The organism is Microcoleus sp. Pol12A5 (assembly GCF_036701435.1).
GTDB lineage: Bacteria > Cyanobacteriota > Cyanobacteriia > Cyanobacteriales > Microcoleaceae > Microcoleus.
Genome location: NZ_JAUBQU010000027.1, coordinates 51,926 through 67,058 on the forward strand (window position 1 = coordinate 51,926; position 15,133 = coordinate 67,058).

16 protein-coding genes are annotated in these 15,133 nt (G+C 44.6%); 6 read left to right on the forward strand and 10 right to left on the reverse strand.

Annotated elements, in window-relative coordinates; all coding sequences use genetic code 11:
* Positions 1 to 80 precede the first annotated feature (80 nt).
* Positions 81 to 2,078 carry a heavy metal translocating P-type ATPase gene (locus QUA45_RS10120; protein WP_333220563.1) on the forward strand — a complete coding sequence of 666 codons (1,998 nt, stop codon included), beginning with the start codon at positions 81 to 83 and terminating at the stop codon, positions 2,076 to 2,078.
* A gap of 196 nt (positions 2,079 to 2,274) precedes the next feature.
* Positions 2,275 to 3,579: an Nramp family divalent metal transporter gene (locus QUA45_RS10125; RefSeq protein ID WP_333220565.1), complete on the forward strand. Its 1,305-nt coding sequence runs from the start codon at positions 2,275 to 2,277 to the stop codon at positions 3,577 to 3,579.
* A gap of 89 nt (positions 3,580 to 3,668) precedes the next feature.
* Here the strand turns inward: QUA45_RS10125 and ctpB are convergent, their stop codons facing one another.
* A complete protein-coding gene (gene ctpB / locus QUA45_RS10130; RefSeq protein ID WP_333096653.1) occupies positions 3,669 to 4,988 on the reverse strand; it encodes a carboxyl-terminal processing protease CtpB in 1,320 nt (439 codons plus the stop codon).
* A 196-nt stretch (positions 4,989 to 5,184) separates the two neighbouring features.
* Here ctpB and QUA45_RS10135 point away from each other — a divergent pair, with 196 nt between their 5' ends.
* Entirely contained in the window at positions 5,185 to 6,030 is an 846-nt protein-coding gene (locus QUA45_RS10135; RefSeq protein ID WP_333220567.1) for a hypothetical protein, read from the forward strand.
* 126 nt (positions 6,031 to 6,156) lie between these two features.
* Here QUA45_RS10135 and QUA45_RS10140 read toward each other — a convergent pair whose 3' ends face one another.
* Positions 6,157 to 6,726, reverse strand: coding sequence for a pseudouridine synthase (locus QUA45_RS10140; RefSeq protein WP_333220581.1), 570 nt, complete (start codon positions 6,724 to 6,726; stop codon positions 6,157 to 6,159).
* 201 nt (positions 6,727 to 6,927) lie between these two features.
* Between QUA45_RS10140 and wecB the strand changes: the two genes are divergently transcribed.
* Positions 6,928 to 8,058, forward strand: coding sequence for a non-hydrolyzing UDP-N-acetylglucosamine 2-epimerase (wecB, locus tag QUA45_RS10145; protein WP_333096649.1), 1,131 nt, complete (start codon positions 6,928 to 6,930; stop codon positions 8,056 to 8,058).
* 36 nt (positions 8,059 to 8,094) lie between these two features.
* Here wecB and QUA45_RS10150 read toward each other — a convergent pair whose 3' ends face one another.
* The 4 genes from QUA45_RS10150 to QUA45_RS10165 form a co-directional block, all read right to left on the reverse strand.
* Positions 8,095 to 9,891, reverse strand: coding sequence for an ATP-binding protein (locus tag QUA45_RS10150; RefSeq protein ID WP_333220569.1), 1,797 nt, complete (start codon positions 9,889 to 9,891; stop codon positions 8,095 to 8,097).
* 173 nt (positions 9,892 to 10,064) lie between these two features.
* Positions 10,065 to 10,949, reverse strand: a complete 885-nt coding sequence (locus QUA45_RS10155) for a substrate-binding domain-containing protein (RefSeq protein ID WP_333096647.1) — start codon at positions 10,947 to 10,949, stop codon at positions 10,065 to 10,067.
* Between the two features lie 489 nt (positions 10,950 to 11,438).
* A complete protein-coding gene (locus tag QUA45_RS10160) occupies positions 11,439 to 11,960 on the reverse strand; it encodes a hypothetical protein (protein WP_333096645.1) in 522 nt (173 codons plus the stop codon).
* Positions 11,961 to 11,968: 8 nt separating this feature from the next.
* Positions 11,969 to 12,466 (reverse strand): TIGR00725 family protein, encoded by a 498-nt coding sequence (locus tag QUA45_RS10165; RefSeq protein ID WP_333220571.1) that lies wholly within the window; start codon positions 12,464 to 12,466, stop codon positions 11,969 to 11,971.
* 179 nt (positions 12,467 to 12,645) lie between these two features.
* On the opposite strand from QUA45_RS10165, the gene QUA45_RS10170 reads away from it, so the two are divergent.
* Entirely contained in the window at positions 12,646 to 12,855 is a 210-nt protein-coding gene (locus QUA45_RS10170; protein WP_333096643.1) for a toxin-antitoxin system, antitoxin component, Xre family protein, read from the forward strand.
* Positions 12,842 to 13,042, forward strand: coding sequence for a type II toxin-antitoxin system PemK/MazF family toxin (locus tag QUA45_RS10175; protein ID WP_333220573.1), 201 nt, complete (start codon positions 12,842 to 12,844; stop codon positions 13,040 to 13,042). Before QUA45_RS10170 ends, QUA45_RS10175 begins: the two co-directional genes overlap by 14 nt.
* Before the next feature lie 134 nt (positions 13,043 to 13,176).
* Here the strand turns inward: QUA45_RS10175 and QUA45_RS10180 are convergent, their stop codons facing one another.
* From QUA45_RS10180 to QUA45_RS10195, 4 genes are all read right to left on the reverse strand, one after another.
* Positions 13,177 to 13,578, reverse strand: coding sequence for a hypothetical protein (locus QUA45_RS10180; protein WP_333096639.1), 402 nt, complete (start codon positions 13,576 to 13,578; stop codon positions 13,177 to 13,179).
* On the reverse strand, positions 13,575 to 13,913 hold the full coding sequence (locus QUA45_RS10185) for a PASTA domain-containing protein (RefSeq protein ID WP_333220575.1): 339 nt from the start codon (positions 13,911 to 13,913) through the stop codon (positions 13,575 to 13,577). The genes QUA45_RS10180 and QUA45_RS10185 overlap by 4 nt, the downstream gene beginning before the upstream one ends.
* 167 nt (positions 13,914 to 14,080) lie before the next feature.
* Positions 14,081 to 14,353, reverse strand: a complete 273-nt coding sequence (locus QUA45_RS10190; RefSeq protein ID WP_333220577.1) for a hypothetical protein — start codon at positions 14,351 to 14,353, stop codon at positions 14,081 to 14,083.
* Between the two features lie 256 nt (positions 14,354 to 14,609).
* Positions 14,610 to 15,074, reverse strand: a complete 465-nt coding sequence (locus QUA45_RS10195) for a M23 family metallopeptidase (RefSeq protein WP_333220579.1) — start codon at positions 15,072 to 15,074, stop codon at positions 14,610 to 14,612.
* Positions 15,075 to 15,133: the final 59 nt, after the last annotated feature.

Consider the following 15,133-nt stretch of genomic DNA (forward strand, 5'->3'; position numbering starts at 1 on the left):
ATCTAGTAGATTTTATTTTTGACCCTATAATATGAATATCTATTCATACGATCAGGCATAAGCAAAACCCACGAAAAACCATGCAAAAAGCCAAGTCGAGCGATTCCGGCTGCTGTAGTTACGACGACCACCACGAACACAGTCATGAGAATCATAACCACGACGACCACGGCCACGGCCACGACCACAACCACGACCACGGGAACGGAGATTTCAACCTCAATCAAGAATTGATTCCTGTGATATTGGTTGTTGTACTATTTGTCGGCGGTTTAATTTTTGAAGAACAACTCCACAACACGCCCTATTCTATAGGTGAATATCTGGTTTTCCTCCCAGCCTATCTTTTAAGCGGATGGAATGTTTTAACCAGTGCGGGTCGCAATATTCTGCGAGGTCGATTTTTTGATGAAAATTTTTTAATGACTATAGCAACACTCGGCGCTGTCGCTATTCACAAACTCCCTGAAGCAGTCGGGGTGATGTTGTTTTTCAAAATCGGAGAACTTTTTCAAGAATTTGCGATCGGGCGATCGCGTCAATCGATCAAATCGCTTTTAGAAATTCGCCCAGACAGCGCCAACCTCAAGGCAAATGGCGACATCAAAAAAGTTTCGCCAGAAACCGTAGCCGTCGGCGATATCATCCTTGTCAAACCGGGAGAAAAAATTCCTTTAGACGGTGAAATTATAGACGGCAACTCTCAGATTGACACATCTGCACTCACGGGAGAATCAGTACCTCGAACGGTGAAAGTTGGAGAAACAGTTTTAGCAGGAACAATTAACCAGACAGGAGTTCTCACTGTCAAAGTTACCAAACTCTTCGGCGAATCTTCAATCTCCCGAATTCTGGAATTAGTAGAAAATGCCAGAAGCAAAAAAGCTGAAACTGAGAAATTTATCACCAAATTTGCCAGTTATTACACGCCTTTTGTCGTATTTGCATCGCTAGCAGTGGCTTTAATTCCGCCTTTGTTCATTTCAGGAGCAACTAATGCCGATCGCTTTTTATGGGTTTACCGCGCCCTTGTCTTGTTAGTTATTTCCTGTCCTTGCGGATTGGTAATTAGCATTCCTCTGGGATACTTTGGGGGAATTGGCGGTGCAGCCAAGCGCGGTATTTTGGTTAAAGGCTCGACTTTTCTAGATACCCTGACAGCAGTCAAGACTGTTGTTTTGGACAAAACAGGAACTCTGACAAAAGGAGTTTTTCAAGTAGCACAAATTGTGCCTCAGAATGGTTTTTCCCAAACAGAGTTAATGGAAATAGCGGCTCAAGTAGAATTTCAATCCAATCACCCAGTCGCGAAATCTATTCTGGAAGCTTACGGCAGAAAAGTAGATTCATCGGATGTGAAAGATTACGAAGAAATAGCGGGACATGGCATCCGAGCAAAATTAAATAATCAAACTGTGCTGGCGGGAAATGACCGTTTGCTGCACCGAAAAAACATTGCTCACGATGTCTGCAATGCTGAAGGTACGATCGTGCATTTAGCCGTAGACAACCGCTATGCTGGGTATATTTTGATTGCTGACGAGCTGAAGGAAGACGCAGTACAGGCTATTCGCGACCTCAAGAAACTTGGTGTTGAGCGAATCGTGATGCTCACAGGAGATAATCAAGCTGTAGCCGATAGTGTTGCGAAAAATCTCGGTTTAGATTCCTATTTAGCTGAGTTATTACCAGAAGGAAAAGTCGAGGCAATCGAAAAATTGATCGGTCAATCTAAAAAAGGCGATAAAATTGTCTTTGTCGGGGATGGAATTAATGATGCACCCGTGCTTGCTAGAGCTGATGTGGGCATAGCGATGGGGGGTTTGGGCTCCGATGCGGCGATCGAAACTGCCGATGTTGTAATTATGTCAGATGCACCGTCAAAGGTGGCTGAAGCCATGAAAATTGCCCGAAAAACTCACAATATTGTTTGGCAAAATATCATTTTTGCCATGTTAGTCAAAGGCATATTTATTGCTTTGGGTGCTTTTGGGTTAGCGACAATGTGGGAAGCAGTTTTTGCCGATGTTGGGGTGGCTTTAGCAGCTATTTTCAATGCGACTAGAGTTTTGAAATAGAGTATTCGCAGATAAGAGTGATTTTTGCCGATCGACCTCATCATAGTCGATCGCGCGCACCTCAGTTCAACCTCAAAATATACACAACTTAATATATACAGTGACTCCGGCGGATTTTGAGCTATACGACCGATCAAATTTAGCGGAATTTATCATATTATGAAAAAAATATGAAAAATATTGAACGGTAAAACCAATGACTGACTCGGACAATAGGCCCAGCCTTCCTGAAGTCCACCGCAGCATCCCCATTCCCAACAGCAAAGGTTTCTGGCGTAAAATGCTGGCATACGCAGGGCCTGGATATTTGGTTTCAGTGGGTTACATGGACCCCGGAAACTGGGCGACTGACTTAACAGGGGGAGCAAAGTTTGGCTATGCGCTATTAAGTGTGATTTTGCTATCTAATTTGATGGCAATTTTGCTGCAATCACTCTGCGTGCGTTTGGGAGTGGCAACGGGACGAGATTTGGCACAAGCTTGTCGAGATTATTTCAGTCCGCGAGTCAGTTTTTTTCTGTGGATACTTTGTGAAATTGCTATTTCTGCTTGCGATTTAGCTGAACTTGTTGGTAGTGCGATCGGACTGCAATTGCTATTTGGCATTCCCTTAGTTTGGGGAGTGTGCCTCACTGCACTAGATGTGATAATGGTGTTATTTATACAAGGAAAAGGCTTTCGTTATATCGAAGCTTTAGTGATTACAATTATTGCAATTATTGGCGGTTGCTTTATCGCAGAAATAATTTTTGCCAAACCAGATGCCGGAGGAGTTTTACTCGGTTATGTTCCCAACCTAGAGAGTTTGCAAAATCAGGCAATGCTTTATATTGCGGTTGGTATTTTAGGGGCAACTGTGATGCCGCACAATCTTTACTTGCATTCGTCGATCGTGCAAACTCGCTCTTGGGAAGAAACGGCTGATAAAAAATGGGAAGCAATTAAATTTGGCACAATTGATTCTACAGTAGCGCTGTCAATAGCTTTGTTTATTAATTCAGCTATTCTGATTTTGTCTGCAGCCAGCTTTCATTTTTCCGGCTATCAAGCAGTAGCAGAAATTCAAGATGCTTACAAACTGCTTTCTCCGGTACTGGGCGTGGGTTCTGCCAGTGCAATTTTTGCCTTTGCTTTATTGGCTTCGGGGCAGAACTCAACCTTGACAGCAACTTTAGCAGGACAGATTGTGATGGAAGGGTTTCTAAATTTTCGACTGCGACCTTGGTTGCGGCGCTTGCTAACTCGACTGATTGCAATTGTGCCGGCTTTGAGCGTAATTATCTTGTTTGGGGAAGGTAGTACAACTAATTTACTGATTTTCAGTCAAGTGATTCTCAGTTTGCAATTACCCTTTGCAGTAATTCCCTTGGTAATGTTTACCTCAAACCGCAACTTAATGGGAGATTTTGTAAATCCATTTTGGCTGAAAGCCTTAGCTTGGTTAGTGGCTAGTATTATAGTAGGATTAAATAGTTGGCTGTTATTACAAACCATTTTCTAGCAATCTGAGGCTCAATCAAACTACAACAACAAAACCCGCCGGAGCGGGTTTTATCTTAAAGCTAATTGTTTAAGGACTGACGGTTTCAACTACTTATGAGGAACGACAACCTCATGAGCGGCAACGGGACGGGCCGAGGAAGCAGTAGTTTTCAAAAGAGCGATCGCCTGCGCGTAGCAAGGATCCTCCTTAGTCGCAACCAACATCGGTTTGTTAGCTAATTTCAGCTTTTGTTCGTCGGTTACTTCAACTTTCACATCGGGAGTAACCCCCTTGTGGCTGATATCCGTACCGTTGGGAGTATAGTAGTGAGCGATCGTCACTGCCAATCCCGAACCGTCAGCCAAAGAATGTACCGACTGCACCAAAGCTTTGCCAAAAGTTTGGCCGCCCATCACAGTTGCGCGCTTGTTATCCTTCAGAGCACCGGCCAAAATCTCGCTAGCGCTGGCCGAGTTATCATCCACGAGCACCACCAAAGGCTTGTCAGTGATTGCAGTGCGGTTGGCCCGCATTTCCTGAGAATCTCCCGTGCGATCGACTGTACGGACGATCGCCCCTGTATCCATCCACATCCGAGCGATATCAATGCTCACTCGCAGCAACCCGCCGGGATTTCCCCGCAAATCTAAAACAAAAGCATCAGCTTTCTGATCCGAGAGCTTTTTAATTGCCGCCTGCATTTGTTCCCCGGCATGAGAGCTAAACTCTTGCAAACGGATGTAACCGACATTCTGACCGCCTTCTTTCTTGAGGCTGTAGCGAACCGCTGCTACCTCTATTCTCGCCCTAGTCAGAGTTACATCAAATTCGCTTTTACCCTCACGAGCAATCCGCAGCGTGACTTTTGTGCCTTCATCGCCTCGAATTATCTGAGCCGCATCCGAGACAGTCATGCCTTTGGTAGTTTTGCCGTCTATCACCAAAATCCTATCGCCCGCTAAAATCCCGGCCTTCAGGGCGGGGGAATTTTCCATCGGCTCGACTACAGTAATCACTTTCGTTTTCTCGTCTTCTTCGAGCCTCATCCCCACCCCTGTCAGTTCCCCAGAGGTTTGATTCGTCAGCGCTTCGTACTGCTTCGGGTCCATGAAGCGCGTGTACTGGTCGTTTAATTTCTCTAGAGCTTTACGGAGAGCGGTATAGGCTGCTTCGCGAGAGGTATAGTTTTTGCTCAACAGTTCTTGGCGGGTCAATTGCCAGTCAGTCTTGTTAAAGCTGCCATCAACATAGTCTCGGTTCACAATCTGCCAAGCTTCATCTAAGACAGCTTTGGGGCTATCTTGAAGCTCGGCGCGGACTGATTGACTCAGGCCGGGAACGAGTAAAGATATCGAAGCGGTTGTTGCCATCGCCCCACTGAACAGGGCTGCCTGTAATTTAGAAAAGCGTCTGCGGGCTTGATTCATTGAATTTGGCTCAATTCGATTTTAGATTTTTGATTTGAGATTTTATATTGCTAAAAAATCTCACACTACTACTTAAACTATTGTGTGGAGGCTCCACTATCCCTTTGGACAGTTTAACGAGATTCATAGTCGATCGCCAACCAATTATTACTCTCTTTCAATAAACTTAATTTAAAACTTGGATTTATAAAGTGCCGTGGAAGCTAAAATCGAACAATTTTCACGTAAGTGGTTGAGCCTGCTAGTTAATGGAGCTATCGGTCTAGCAGCGCTGGCGGGGGTCGTCGCCATGCAGTCGAGCGGGGAGTTGGGCGGAATGTCCCCAGTTCGCGTTCAGGGGCAAAAGCCGCTCTCTGCAGTGTCTGCTGCCAGTTTCAAGCAAGCCGCACAGCAAGAAGCACAGCAAGAAGCCCTGCGGCTAAAAATGGTCAAAACTATCCCTAGTTTTGGATTTGACAATTTAATTGCAGATTGGACATTTCTAAAATTTTTGCAGTATTTTGGCGACGACGAAGCCCGAGATGTGACGGGCTACAATCTGAGCCAAGATTATTTTGACATAGTTACGCAGCGCGACCCGCGGTGGGCTGACATCTACCTGTTTCTTTCCACAGCTATTTCTTTTTATCAAGGAAAGCCTGAAACCGCTGTTAACTTTATAGAGCGCGGTACTAGGGCTCTTGCCGTTTCGCCGCAACTTCATTCCCAATCGTGGATAGTGTGGCGAACTAAAGGTCTTGATGAGTTGCTGCTGTTGGGGGATATTCCAGAGTCAATTAACTCTCACGAAATGGCCGCTGATTGGGTGGAAAAAACGCCGGAAGGGAAAAAATTGGCGCAGATGTTTCGAGCAACTGCTGAGTATTTGCGCCGAGATCCCGATAGCGTGCCGGTGCGGTTTACTGCTTGGAGTACGGTTTATGCTCAAACAACTGATAAGGTGGTGCGTCAAAGGGCGAAGCAAGCTCTTGTAAAGTTGGGAGCTCAGGTGCAAAAAGATCGGGATGGAAACGAGAGTTTTATTTTGCCCCCTCGAAAGTAAGCAGAAGGAAGAAGGAAGAAGGAAGAAGGAAGAAGGAAGAAGGAAGAAAGGAAATGCAGTCGCAGTAATAGTTTCAGATATCAAGAATGTCCTAAATGTCAAGGCGGTTGACTGTAATTCCCCAATCTAAAATCTCAAATCGGCTTGAGTTAGTTCGCGCCATTCACCGGGTTTGAGGTCTTCGAGACGCAAATGCCCGATCGCGCACCTGACCAGCCGCAGCGTCGGAAACCCTACTGCTGCGGTCATCCGGCGCACTTGGCGGTTGCGGCCTTCTGTGAGAGTCATTTCCAGCCAAGCTGTGGGCACGTTTTTGCGAAATCTAATCGGCGGTTCGCGGGGCGGCAATAGCGGTTCTTCTAACAATAATTGCACTTTTGCCGATCGAGTCCGATAATCTTGAATTGTGACACCTGTCTGCAAAGCTGCGATCGCACTTGCATCGGGAATTCGTTCAACTTGCACCCAGTAAGTCCGGGGATGAGCGAATTTCGGGTCACTGAGGCGGTGCTGCATTTGTCCATCATCGGTTAGCAGCAACAAACCTTCACTATCGCGATCGAGCCTTCCTACTGCATAAATGTCAGGAATAGGAATATAGTCTTTGAGTGTACTGCGTTTAGTTTCGCTGGAGTTGTCAGTGAATTGAGTTAAAACGTCGTAGGGTTTGTAAAATAGAATGTAACGATAACGCATGACAATTAAACAATAAAAATGTACCAACAGTGCCAGCAGAAACGATATAACTCCCAACACAAAACACCTTCTATCTCTCTTCATGGCGCGCTATGCGCCCTCTGCGGTTCCTAAAAAAATAAATTTTGTTAACCAACGATTCAAACCTATAAAATCTTCAGCCTTTAAAGGCGGCACAAATCTCAACTACCCAATTTTACCATGCCCGAAGCCACTCACCGCGTTTGCATCGTTTTAGGAACTCGCCCGGAAGCGATTAAACTAGCCCCAGTAATTCAACTGTTCAAAAGTTCTCCCACCTTTGACACCCAAGTAATTTTAACCGGTCAGCACCGAGAAATGGTCGAACAAGTAATGCAAATGTTCGATCTAAAAGCCGATCGGGATTTAGCAATTATGCAGCACCAGCAAACCTTGACGGATATTACTTCCCGGAGTTTGCAGGGTTTGGAAGCATTGTTTAAAGAATTGCAGCCCCACATCGTCTTAGTTCAGGGGGATACAACGACTGCATTTGCCGCTACTTTGGCTGCATTTTACCAGAAAATACCCGTAGGTCACGTAGAAGCCGGATTGCGAACAGATGACGTATTCAATCCTTACCCCGAAGAGGCTAACCGACGGTTGATATCTCAGCTCACACGGCTGCATTTTGCCCCGACAGAGCTGGCCCAAGAGAATTTAGGGCGATCGGGCGTTTTGGGAGAAATTCACCGTACAGGCAACACAGTAATCGATGCTTTGCTTTCTGTCGCCAAACGCGAACCAGAATGCAACATTCCCAATTTAGATTGGAGCAAATATCGAATTATCTTAGCAACAGTTCACCGCCGCGAAAATTGGGGCGAACCCTTACAAGGAATTGCTCTCGCCTTTCTCCAAATCTTAGATAAATTTCCCGACACAGCTTTACTGCTACCCCTGCACCGGAATCCCACTGTTAGAGAACCTTTGCAAGCTCTTTTGGGCGACCATCCAAGAGTATTTTTAACAGAACCTTTAGATTACGCAGAATTAGTAGGAGCGATTCAGAGATGTCATTTAATCCTCACAGATTCCGGCGGCTTGCAAGAGGAAGCACCGAGTTTGGGCAAGCCAGTTTTAGTATTGCGAGAAACCACAGAAAGACCAGAAGCAATTTCCGCAGGCACAGCTAAACTTGTAGGTACGAATTCTGATACAATTTTCACAGCAGCGGCAGAATTGCTCAGGAATTCCGAAGCATACAACGCAATGGCAATGGCAATTAATCCCTTTGGTGACGGTTTGGCAGCGTCGCGGATTTTGAAAATTGTTGAAGAGTATTTTAGTGAGAAAACAGTTGACAATTGACGGTTGACAAGAAGTCGAAAAACTGAAAACCGATTCTCAAGTATTTATTGGCTGAGTCCGCTCTATGGGAATCTCAATCACAAACTTCGTGCCTTTGCCCCGGGTAGAATTATACCACAGTTTTCCTCCGTGCTTTTCCTTCACCACCTGATAGCTAATGGATAAGCCTAATCCTGTCCCCTTGCCTACGGGTTTAGTAGTGAAGAAGGGATCGAATAGGCGCGATCGCGCTTTCTCTGGAATGCCCGTACCGTTATCGGCGATCGCAATCTGCACCCACTGTTTTTTTGTTTTGGTAGTCTTAATCGAAATCCGATTCGGTTGGTCAACAATATCCTGAAAACTACGTCCTTCATTGCTCTCTTCCAAAGCATCGATCGCATTTGATAGCAAGTTCATAAACACCTGATTAAGTTGACCTGCATAGCATTCTACCAACGGTAACTCGCCATATTGTCTGACTACTTCAATGGTTGGGCGTTCTGGCTGGGCTTGAAGGCGATGTTCTAAAATCATCAAGGTGTTGTCAATGCCTTCATGGATATCGACAGCCTTGAATTCGGAGTGATCCAGACGAGAAAAGCTACGCAACGAAACCACAATGTCCCGAATGCGACTGGTGCCGATTTTCATCGACTTAAGAATCTTAGTGAGATCCTCTTGTAGGAAGTTTAGATCCACATCGTCTAGGTCATATTGAAGTGATGGGGACGGGTTGGGATAGTGCTTTTGATAGGCATCTAGTAATCGCAGCAAGTCATGGATGTGATCGTTGAGATGAGACAGGTTGCCGTAGATAAAGCTGACCGGGTTGTTGATTTCGTGCGCTATCCCCGCCACCATTTGCCCCAGTGCCGACATTTTTTCGTTATGCACCATCTGACTCTGGGTGCGGTGCAGTTCTTCAAGGGTACTCTCTAGTTGTTGCACCTGTTTGTTCAGTTGCAGATCGCGAGCCATCAGTTGCTCTGCCATACTCTTAAATCCCTCAGCTAAAAGCCCCACTTCATCCTGACTATCAACCGGAATAGCAATAGCTAAATTGCCTCTGGCTAATTCCTGGGTTGCCTTAGTCAGTCTTTGAATGCGATGGCTTAGAGCTTGGGTCAGACGGAAACCTCCGATCGTAACGACTGCGATCAGGACACTTCCCAATAGCCCAAAGCTACCCACCACAAACCACAACCGCTGTTGTGCTTCCTCGATGTCCTTGGCAGAATGCAGTACAGCAATTTTGAGAGTTGCCCCATCGAAACCTTGTAGCTTGATTGTTTTGATCAGGTATGCTTCACCAGCAATCCCGATCTTAGTGGGCAACTCGTCTGGCTGGGGAAATTGCCAAGACCGATCGCGGTTAAGTGGCAAAGTAGCAGCCGTTACCTTCTCGCCGTCAAAAGCCACCAAATGTATGGATGTGTCACCGCGAAGCGACTGGAGCGCTGTGTCGTCCATGGCTAATCCCGCAACCAAACCAGCTAGGATCTTTTGAGATGATTTGATTGATATTAACCCAATCATGGAAGCCGGAGCCCAGTTTTCTGCCAGGAGAACTCCCGGTAACTCTAGTCCGGTTCGGGCGGCACGGTTCACAGAGCCATCCTGCAATCTCGCCTGTCTTATTGCTCCCAACTGTGAAGATACTAAGACTTGACCATCAGCGTCAACTATTCTGATCAAATCCAGTTTAAAACCAGCTTGGATTGGTAATACTGTCCGCAGTAATAAAGGGCGATCGCCCTTTATTACTGCTGTAATGACATCATTATTTTCACTCACCGAACGGGCTTTCACACGGAGTGATTCTTGCCTTTGCTTTAGAGTTTCCTGCAGCATACTAGCCAGATCCACGATCTCCCTTCGCCCCATTTGCTCTAAGTTGTTTCTGGCAAAATAACCAAAACCCAAGGTTCCGACAGTCCATAGACTCAGAAATGCCAACAACAGAGGTGATAACAACTTGGCGGAAACGGGTAACCGCGCGTATCTGGACTGGATGGCCATAGCTCTTAATCCTTGGCGGATTGGCTCACGGAAATAAAGCCAGACTCCTCCATCGCGTTGATTCCGGGCGGACTAGAGATGTATTTAATTAGCGCTTGGGTAGCCTCTGAAGGTTTTTTGTGCCACAGAATTGAAATGGTCCGAACCATCGGATACTTGCCCGCTTTGACATTTTCTCGTGTTGGTTCAACCCCGTTGAGGCTGAGCCGGTTGACAGGTAGTTTTTCGGAAATGGCGTGAGCCAGGGAAAAGGTACCGATGCTGTAAGGAGTGCTTTGAATTGCGTCGATCAATTCCCCTTCTTTCCGAAAGACTACTGCTTCTAATGAATTTTTTAAATCTGCTCCTAGGTAATATTTCCGCAATAGCCGCTTGGCAGATTCATCTTCTGGGCGATCGAGCAGTACAATTTTAGCATCGGCTCCTCCGAGTTCCTTCCAGTTGGTAATAGTGCCACTATAAATGCCTTTGAGGTCTTCAGTAGTAAGGTTTTTCACCCCTGTGACGCTAGAATGAGTGGCCACTATAAGGGCATCGTGGGCAACATCACGAGACTCTAAAGTGCCATCATTTTCTTCTGGCTTTAATGTTCTCGATATTGCACCTACATCGACTAATGTCTGTTTAACCCCATCAATTATATTTTCGGACTGCCCTGGTTCTAGGTTGGTAATTTTGACGTTTTTTGTGGTAGCTTCGTAGTTCGTTTGCAGCACCTTCATAAGACCCAACGTGCTGCTTGACGCCCCAACTTTAATCGAGCTTTGGGTTTGCGTTGCGGCAGTCGTGGGCGCTGTTGTCGTGGTGGCAGTGCTGGTCGTCGTACTGCAACTGGGCAGCCCTACGAGGGCGATCGCAGTTAAAGCTAGGGTAAGTAAATTCTGTTTCATGTTAAAAGTTCTATACTCCTATTATCTTGTGCTATTAAAGATGATGGAGGTACTCACAAATGGAGTTTTTGAGTATTTTATCGCGCTCGCAACTCACTCAATATTTTTTGGTTTATTAGGAGAAAAAAGTTGATATCTCATAGTTGATTCTACCCCTCCTTAATTTTATGCTAAATAATTAAAATTTGCAATAAATCGAGCGCCACGTTTTGTGATGCTGTTTGATATGAATAGTTAGCGAGTGCATGATAATTATGAGAGATGTTCTCGCAGAATTATCATGCGCTCGCTCTATTTAAAATTACTGTAACAGCTCAATCTGGAAGCTTTTATCCTGACTAATTTATCTTAATTACCAGTTACAGATGAGTTTTTTGTTGAGCTTCATAGGTCGATTTGCGAGGTAAAACGACTAAAATCCGAAATCATTTGATTTAGGTGAGTTTCGGTACTGTCGCTAAGAATGTTGGCTTTGTCAGTTAAATTTTTTTAAGGAGAGGGAACTGGTGACAGAAAATTGCTGCTGCCTTTATAACCAGATAAAATAGCCAGTTTTTCCAAAGATTGCCTACCCGTGTAATATTTCCCCCGAATTTCCCAGGTGGGATAAGCTTTGATATTGGCAGCTTTGCACAAATCCGGTTGAGCATCTTTGCCTCTGGGGTCGCACTCTATGTAAGTAATTGCGGTAAATGCTTCTTTGCCGAAAAGTTCTTGTTGGGTGTGACAGTGAGGACACCAGTAAGCACCGTACATTCTAGCTTTGATGGTCTGCAAATGGGTTGCTAAAGCGATTTGATCGGGTACGGATTCGCTGTGAATAGGTGGCGCTTCTTGTTCGGTAACAGGCTGTGCGAAAGGGGGAGGAGGAGGGAGGGTTTGTGCTAATTTTTGAGTGGATTTGTTGCTGAAACTGAACTGTGCAATTCTTCCGTCTGCTTTGGTAGTGACGAAAATCCCCAAAGTCAGGAAAATGCCGATCGCACAAAAGTTGAATTTGCTTACTCTCATCTTGGATTTCATCTTGAATTTACTAGGATTTCGCGAGCTTGATTCATAGCTTCTACAGCATTGTTTACCACAAAGATGTTAAATTGTGCTAAACGTTTAAAAAAAAGTTGACTTTCGGCGCTGTGATTTAACAATATAACTTGTTTGTTAGCTTTCAGAGCGAGGGCCATTTCCGAAGCAGTGCCCGTGCCCATACCGCAGGCAATTATTACATCTGAAGAAAGAACGTTAATGTTATTTCTGGCGTTTCCCATATCGGTGACGATCGCAATATCTACAGCTTCAGAAATGCCGCGAGTGTCATTCCCCGGAAGGATGCCGACTGTTAAACCGTTAGCTGATTTTGCTCCTGTGTTGGCGGCATCCATGACGCCGACATTTCTACCGCCAGTTAGCAATATCCATCCTGCTTCGGCGATGAGTTGTCCGAGTTGATAGGCGTTTTCTAAGTCGGTTGATGTGGCACTATCGCCAGGGCCCATGATGCCAATGATGATTTTTTTCATAGTTTTGGGGTGAATATGGTGTTATTAATAACTTGCTAGTTTTTGGGCACTTTTTACCAATGTATGTTATCATATAAATAGTGGCTTACTAAAAACAATTTGTGAGCCAAATAACTTCCTGAAGTTTCCTAGTATTTTTACAATGTATGCTAAGTTAAAATTAACAAGTGAGAGATAACATGAGTGTCGCCCAAAACCCAGAAACAAAGCTGATGGAAAAAATCCGTAGTTTACCGCCCGATAAAATTACGGTATTAGAAGATTTTATCGATTTTATTTTAACGCGAAGTGAAGATCGTCTTCTCGTTTATACTGCAACTAAACTCTCAGAAGCAGCTTTTGCTAAAATTTGGGATAACCCAGAGGACGCGGAGTATGACGAGTTATAATTTTGGTGATGTGGTTTTAGTTCCGTTTCCTTTTACAGATAGAACTACCAATAAAAAACGTCCAGCAGTTGTGATTAGTTCTGACGTTTATAATGCAGAATATCCCGATCGCATTCTTATGGGTATAACTAGCCAAGTTAGCAGTAGCCCAAAAGTCGGTGATATTGTCATAACAGATTGGCGATAGGCTGGGCTTTTAAAAGCTTCTATGATTAAGCCTGTTATTACGACAATTGAAAAAAAACAGATATTCAAAAAATTGGGAAGGCTTCAAGATAAGGGATCTCGCTCTTTTTATTCATAAAGCTTAAAAAATAGACATTAATTTTTAACTTCCTGAAAAATCTTATAGTGTTCGCAAATGATTTCAATAAAAATATCCCCTTCCAACCGAAAATGACTCAAAGTAGATAAATCTAAATTAGCCGGAAAATTGAAAGGATAGGACAGGGAAGATAAGAAAGTTTCAGCATTTTTTTCAAGCTTTCTGAGTTCGACTTCTCCTACCCAAAAACAGTAATTTTCATCATCGGAATTGCTGGGGCGAGAAATCACTAGGTGAAGAATGCGATCGAACTCGATCGCTACATCTCCCACTTCGGGCCCAAAGGTGAAGTCTAAACGCAAGCCAAGATTTTGAGGGCGGAGTGAAACTCCTACTAAATCGGCACTTTTTAAGTCTTCTAAAAAGATTTTGAGGTTGAGTGCGATCGCGGTTGTCATAGAATCACTTTTTCTCCGGTATTATGTGTCTTAGCCCCTGGTTCAAATTTTATTTGATTTCCATCTCGATTGTATCTACGACGGTAAGTTTTGCCATCCGTCCCGCGTATCTTTGGCCCTGTACGGACTATTTCACCATTTGGTCTAATATGAATGATACTGCCGTCTGGATGTTCAAAGGTTTGATAGCCACCTTTTGTGCTAGTTTGAAATTGGAAGCCGTAACTCTCCAGTATGGTGATCGCTTCTGATAAGGTTTGTCCTGTCAAATCTGGAAGTTGTTGTGCGGCTGGATTCATTGGTGGTGAATGGGAAAGATTTTGAGCGATCGCCATTTTGATTATAAAACGGGCGATCGCCATGATTGAGCATAAAACGGGCGATCGCCTTTCTGAATTATTAGAAAGGGCGATCGCTCTTTTTAAACCGCAGATGGACGCAGATTAACGCGGATGCAAGAAGGGCGATCGCTCTTGTTGACTAACGAATCTCGCTCTTTTACTTACTGAGCATTTTCTTGTCCTAGAAGTCGATCCAGTTTGTTTTCAGTTGTGGTTAGCTTTCTCAGCATCGTTGGACGATCTTCATCCAGAGAAGTCAGCAAGTTAGCAATTCCTGACTGAACGTTAATCAATTGCACGACAGCATTTTGCAATTGTACCATTCCGTCTCGAAGCTCCTGTCTTTCGAGTCTTGCTTCTGCCATGTTATCTAACATAGCTTGAGTTGCCCTAGCGTTGCTTTCTATTAGTTGCTTGAGTTCTTCATCGGTCATGTCGATGGCTGTTGGTAAATGAGATACTACTTGAGATTATAGCAAATGGGAGCGGGGCGATCGCCATGATTGAGCATAAAACGAGCGATCGCCCTTCTGAATTATTAGAAAGGGCGATCGCTCTTTTTTAACCGCAGATGGACGCAGATTAACGCGGATGAAAGAAGGGCGATCGCTCGTGGGATGAATTATGGGCGATCGCCTCTCCCGAAAAACCTTCCCTACCCCCCTGAAAAGCAGAGAATAAAATCAGTCATCAACGATTCCTATACTCCCAATAAGCCTGTAAGGGGCTAACAGTTCTACCTAGAACCGTTGTCTCGTCATAAGCATTTAGAACAGAAGTAGGCTGTGAGTTATTGGCGACTGTCAGGTGTAAATGTGGAGCTAATCCTGTGTAGGATGTAGGCGCAATTTTAGCAATGGTTTTACCTGCTGAGATAATACCATTTGAGGTAGTACCATCTGGAAGAATACTACCTAGAACACGAAGTGATGGATCGACATTTACATGAAGATACATCCAGTAGCGCTCGGTATTTAATTCTTTAATGATGACTAGATCGCCTACACCCTTGTAACCCTTTTCAATGCCGACAACAACTCCATCTGTAACCGAATAAACGGGTAATTTGTCTACACCATCAGTACCAATATCAATTCCAGAGTGAATCTGTTGATAATTAGTGGTGTAGTCTTGTTCATATCCCTCTTCTGTCACTCTAGGCAGAAGAAAATAAGAATTCCCTCTCATTCATCAAGTAAGAGAAGGGATTTGGG

What these genes read in the sequence shown, in the direction of transcription:
- QUA45_RS10120 (WP_333220563.1), top strand. Translation starts at nt 81, where the DNA reads ATGCAAAAAGCCAAGTCGAGCGATTCCGGCTGCTGTAGTTACGACGAC.
- QUA45_RS10125 (WP_333220565.1), top strand. Translation starts at nt 2,275, where the DNA reads ATGACTGACTCGGACAATAGGCCCAGCCTTCCTGAAGTCCACCGCAGC.
- ctpB (WP_333096653.1), bottom strand. Translation starts at nt 4,988, where the DNA reads ATGAATCAAGCCCGCAGACGCTTTTCTAAATTACAGGCAGCCCTGTTC.
- QUA45_RS10140 (WP_333220581.1), bottom strand. Translation starts at nt 6,726, where the DNA reads ATGCGTTATCGTTACATTCTATTTTACAAACCCTACGACGTTTTAACT.
- wecB (WP_333096649.1), top strand. Translation starts at nt 6,928, where the DNA reads ATGCCCGAAGCCACTCACCGCGTTTGCATCGTTTTAGGAACTCGCCCG.
- QUA45_RS10150 (WP_333220569.1), bottom strand. Translation starts at nt 9,891, where the DNA reads ATGCTGCAGGAAACTCTAAAGCAAAGGCAAGAATCACTCCGTGTGAAA.
- QUA45_RS10155 (WP_333096647.1), bottom strand. Translation starts at nt 10,949, where the DNA reads ATGAAACAGAATTTACTTACCCTAGCTTTAACTGCGATCGCCCTCGTA.
- QUA45_RS10160 (WP_333096645.1), bottom strand. Translation starts at nt 11,960, where the DNA reads ATGAGAGTAAGCAAATTCAACTTTTGTGCGATCGGCATTTTCCTGACT.
- QUA45_RS10165 (WP_333220571.1), bottom strand. Translation starts at nt 12,466, where the DNA reads ATGAAAAAAATCATCATTGGCATCATGGGCCCTGGCGATAGTGCCACA.
- QUA45_RS10170 (WP_333096643.1), top strand. Translation starts at nt 12,646, where the DNA reads ATGAGTGTCGCCCAAAACCCAGAAACAAAGCTGATGGAAAAAATCCGT.
- QUA45_RS10175 (WP_333220573.1), top strand. Translation starts at nt 12,842, where the DNA reads ATGACGAGTTATAATTTTGGTGATGTGGTTTTAGTTCCGTTTCCTTTT.
- QUA45_RS10180 (WP_333096639.1), bottom strand. Translation starts at nt 13,578, where the DNA reads ATGACAACCGCGATCGCACTCAACCTCAAAATCTTTTTAGAAGACTTA.
- QUA45_RS10185 (WP_333220575.1), bottom strand. Translation starts at nt 13,913, where the DNA reads ATGGCGATCGCTCAAAATCTTTCCCATTCACCACCAATGAATCCAGCC.
- QUA45_RS10190 (WP_333220577.1), bottom strand. Translation starts at nt 14,353, where the DNA reads ATGACCGATGAAGAACTCAAGCAACTAATAGAAAGCAACGCTAGGGCA.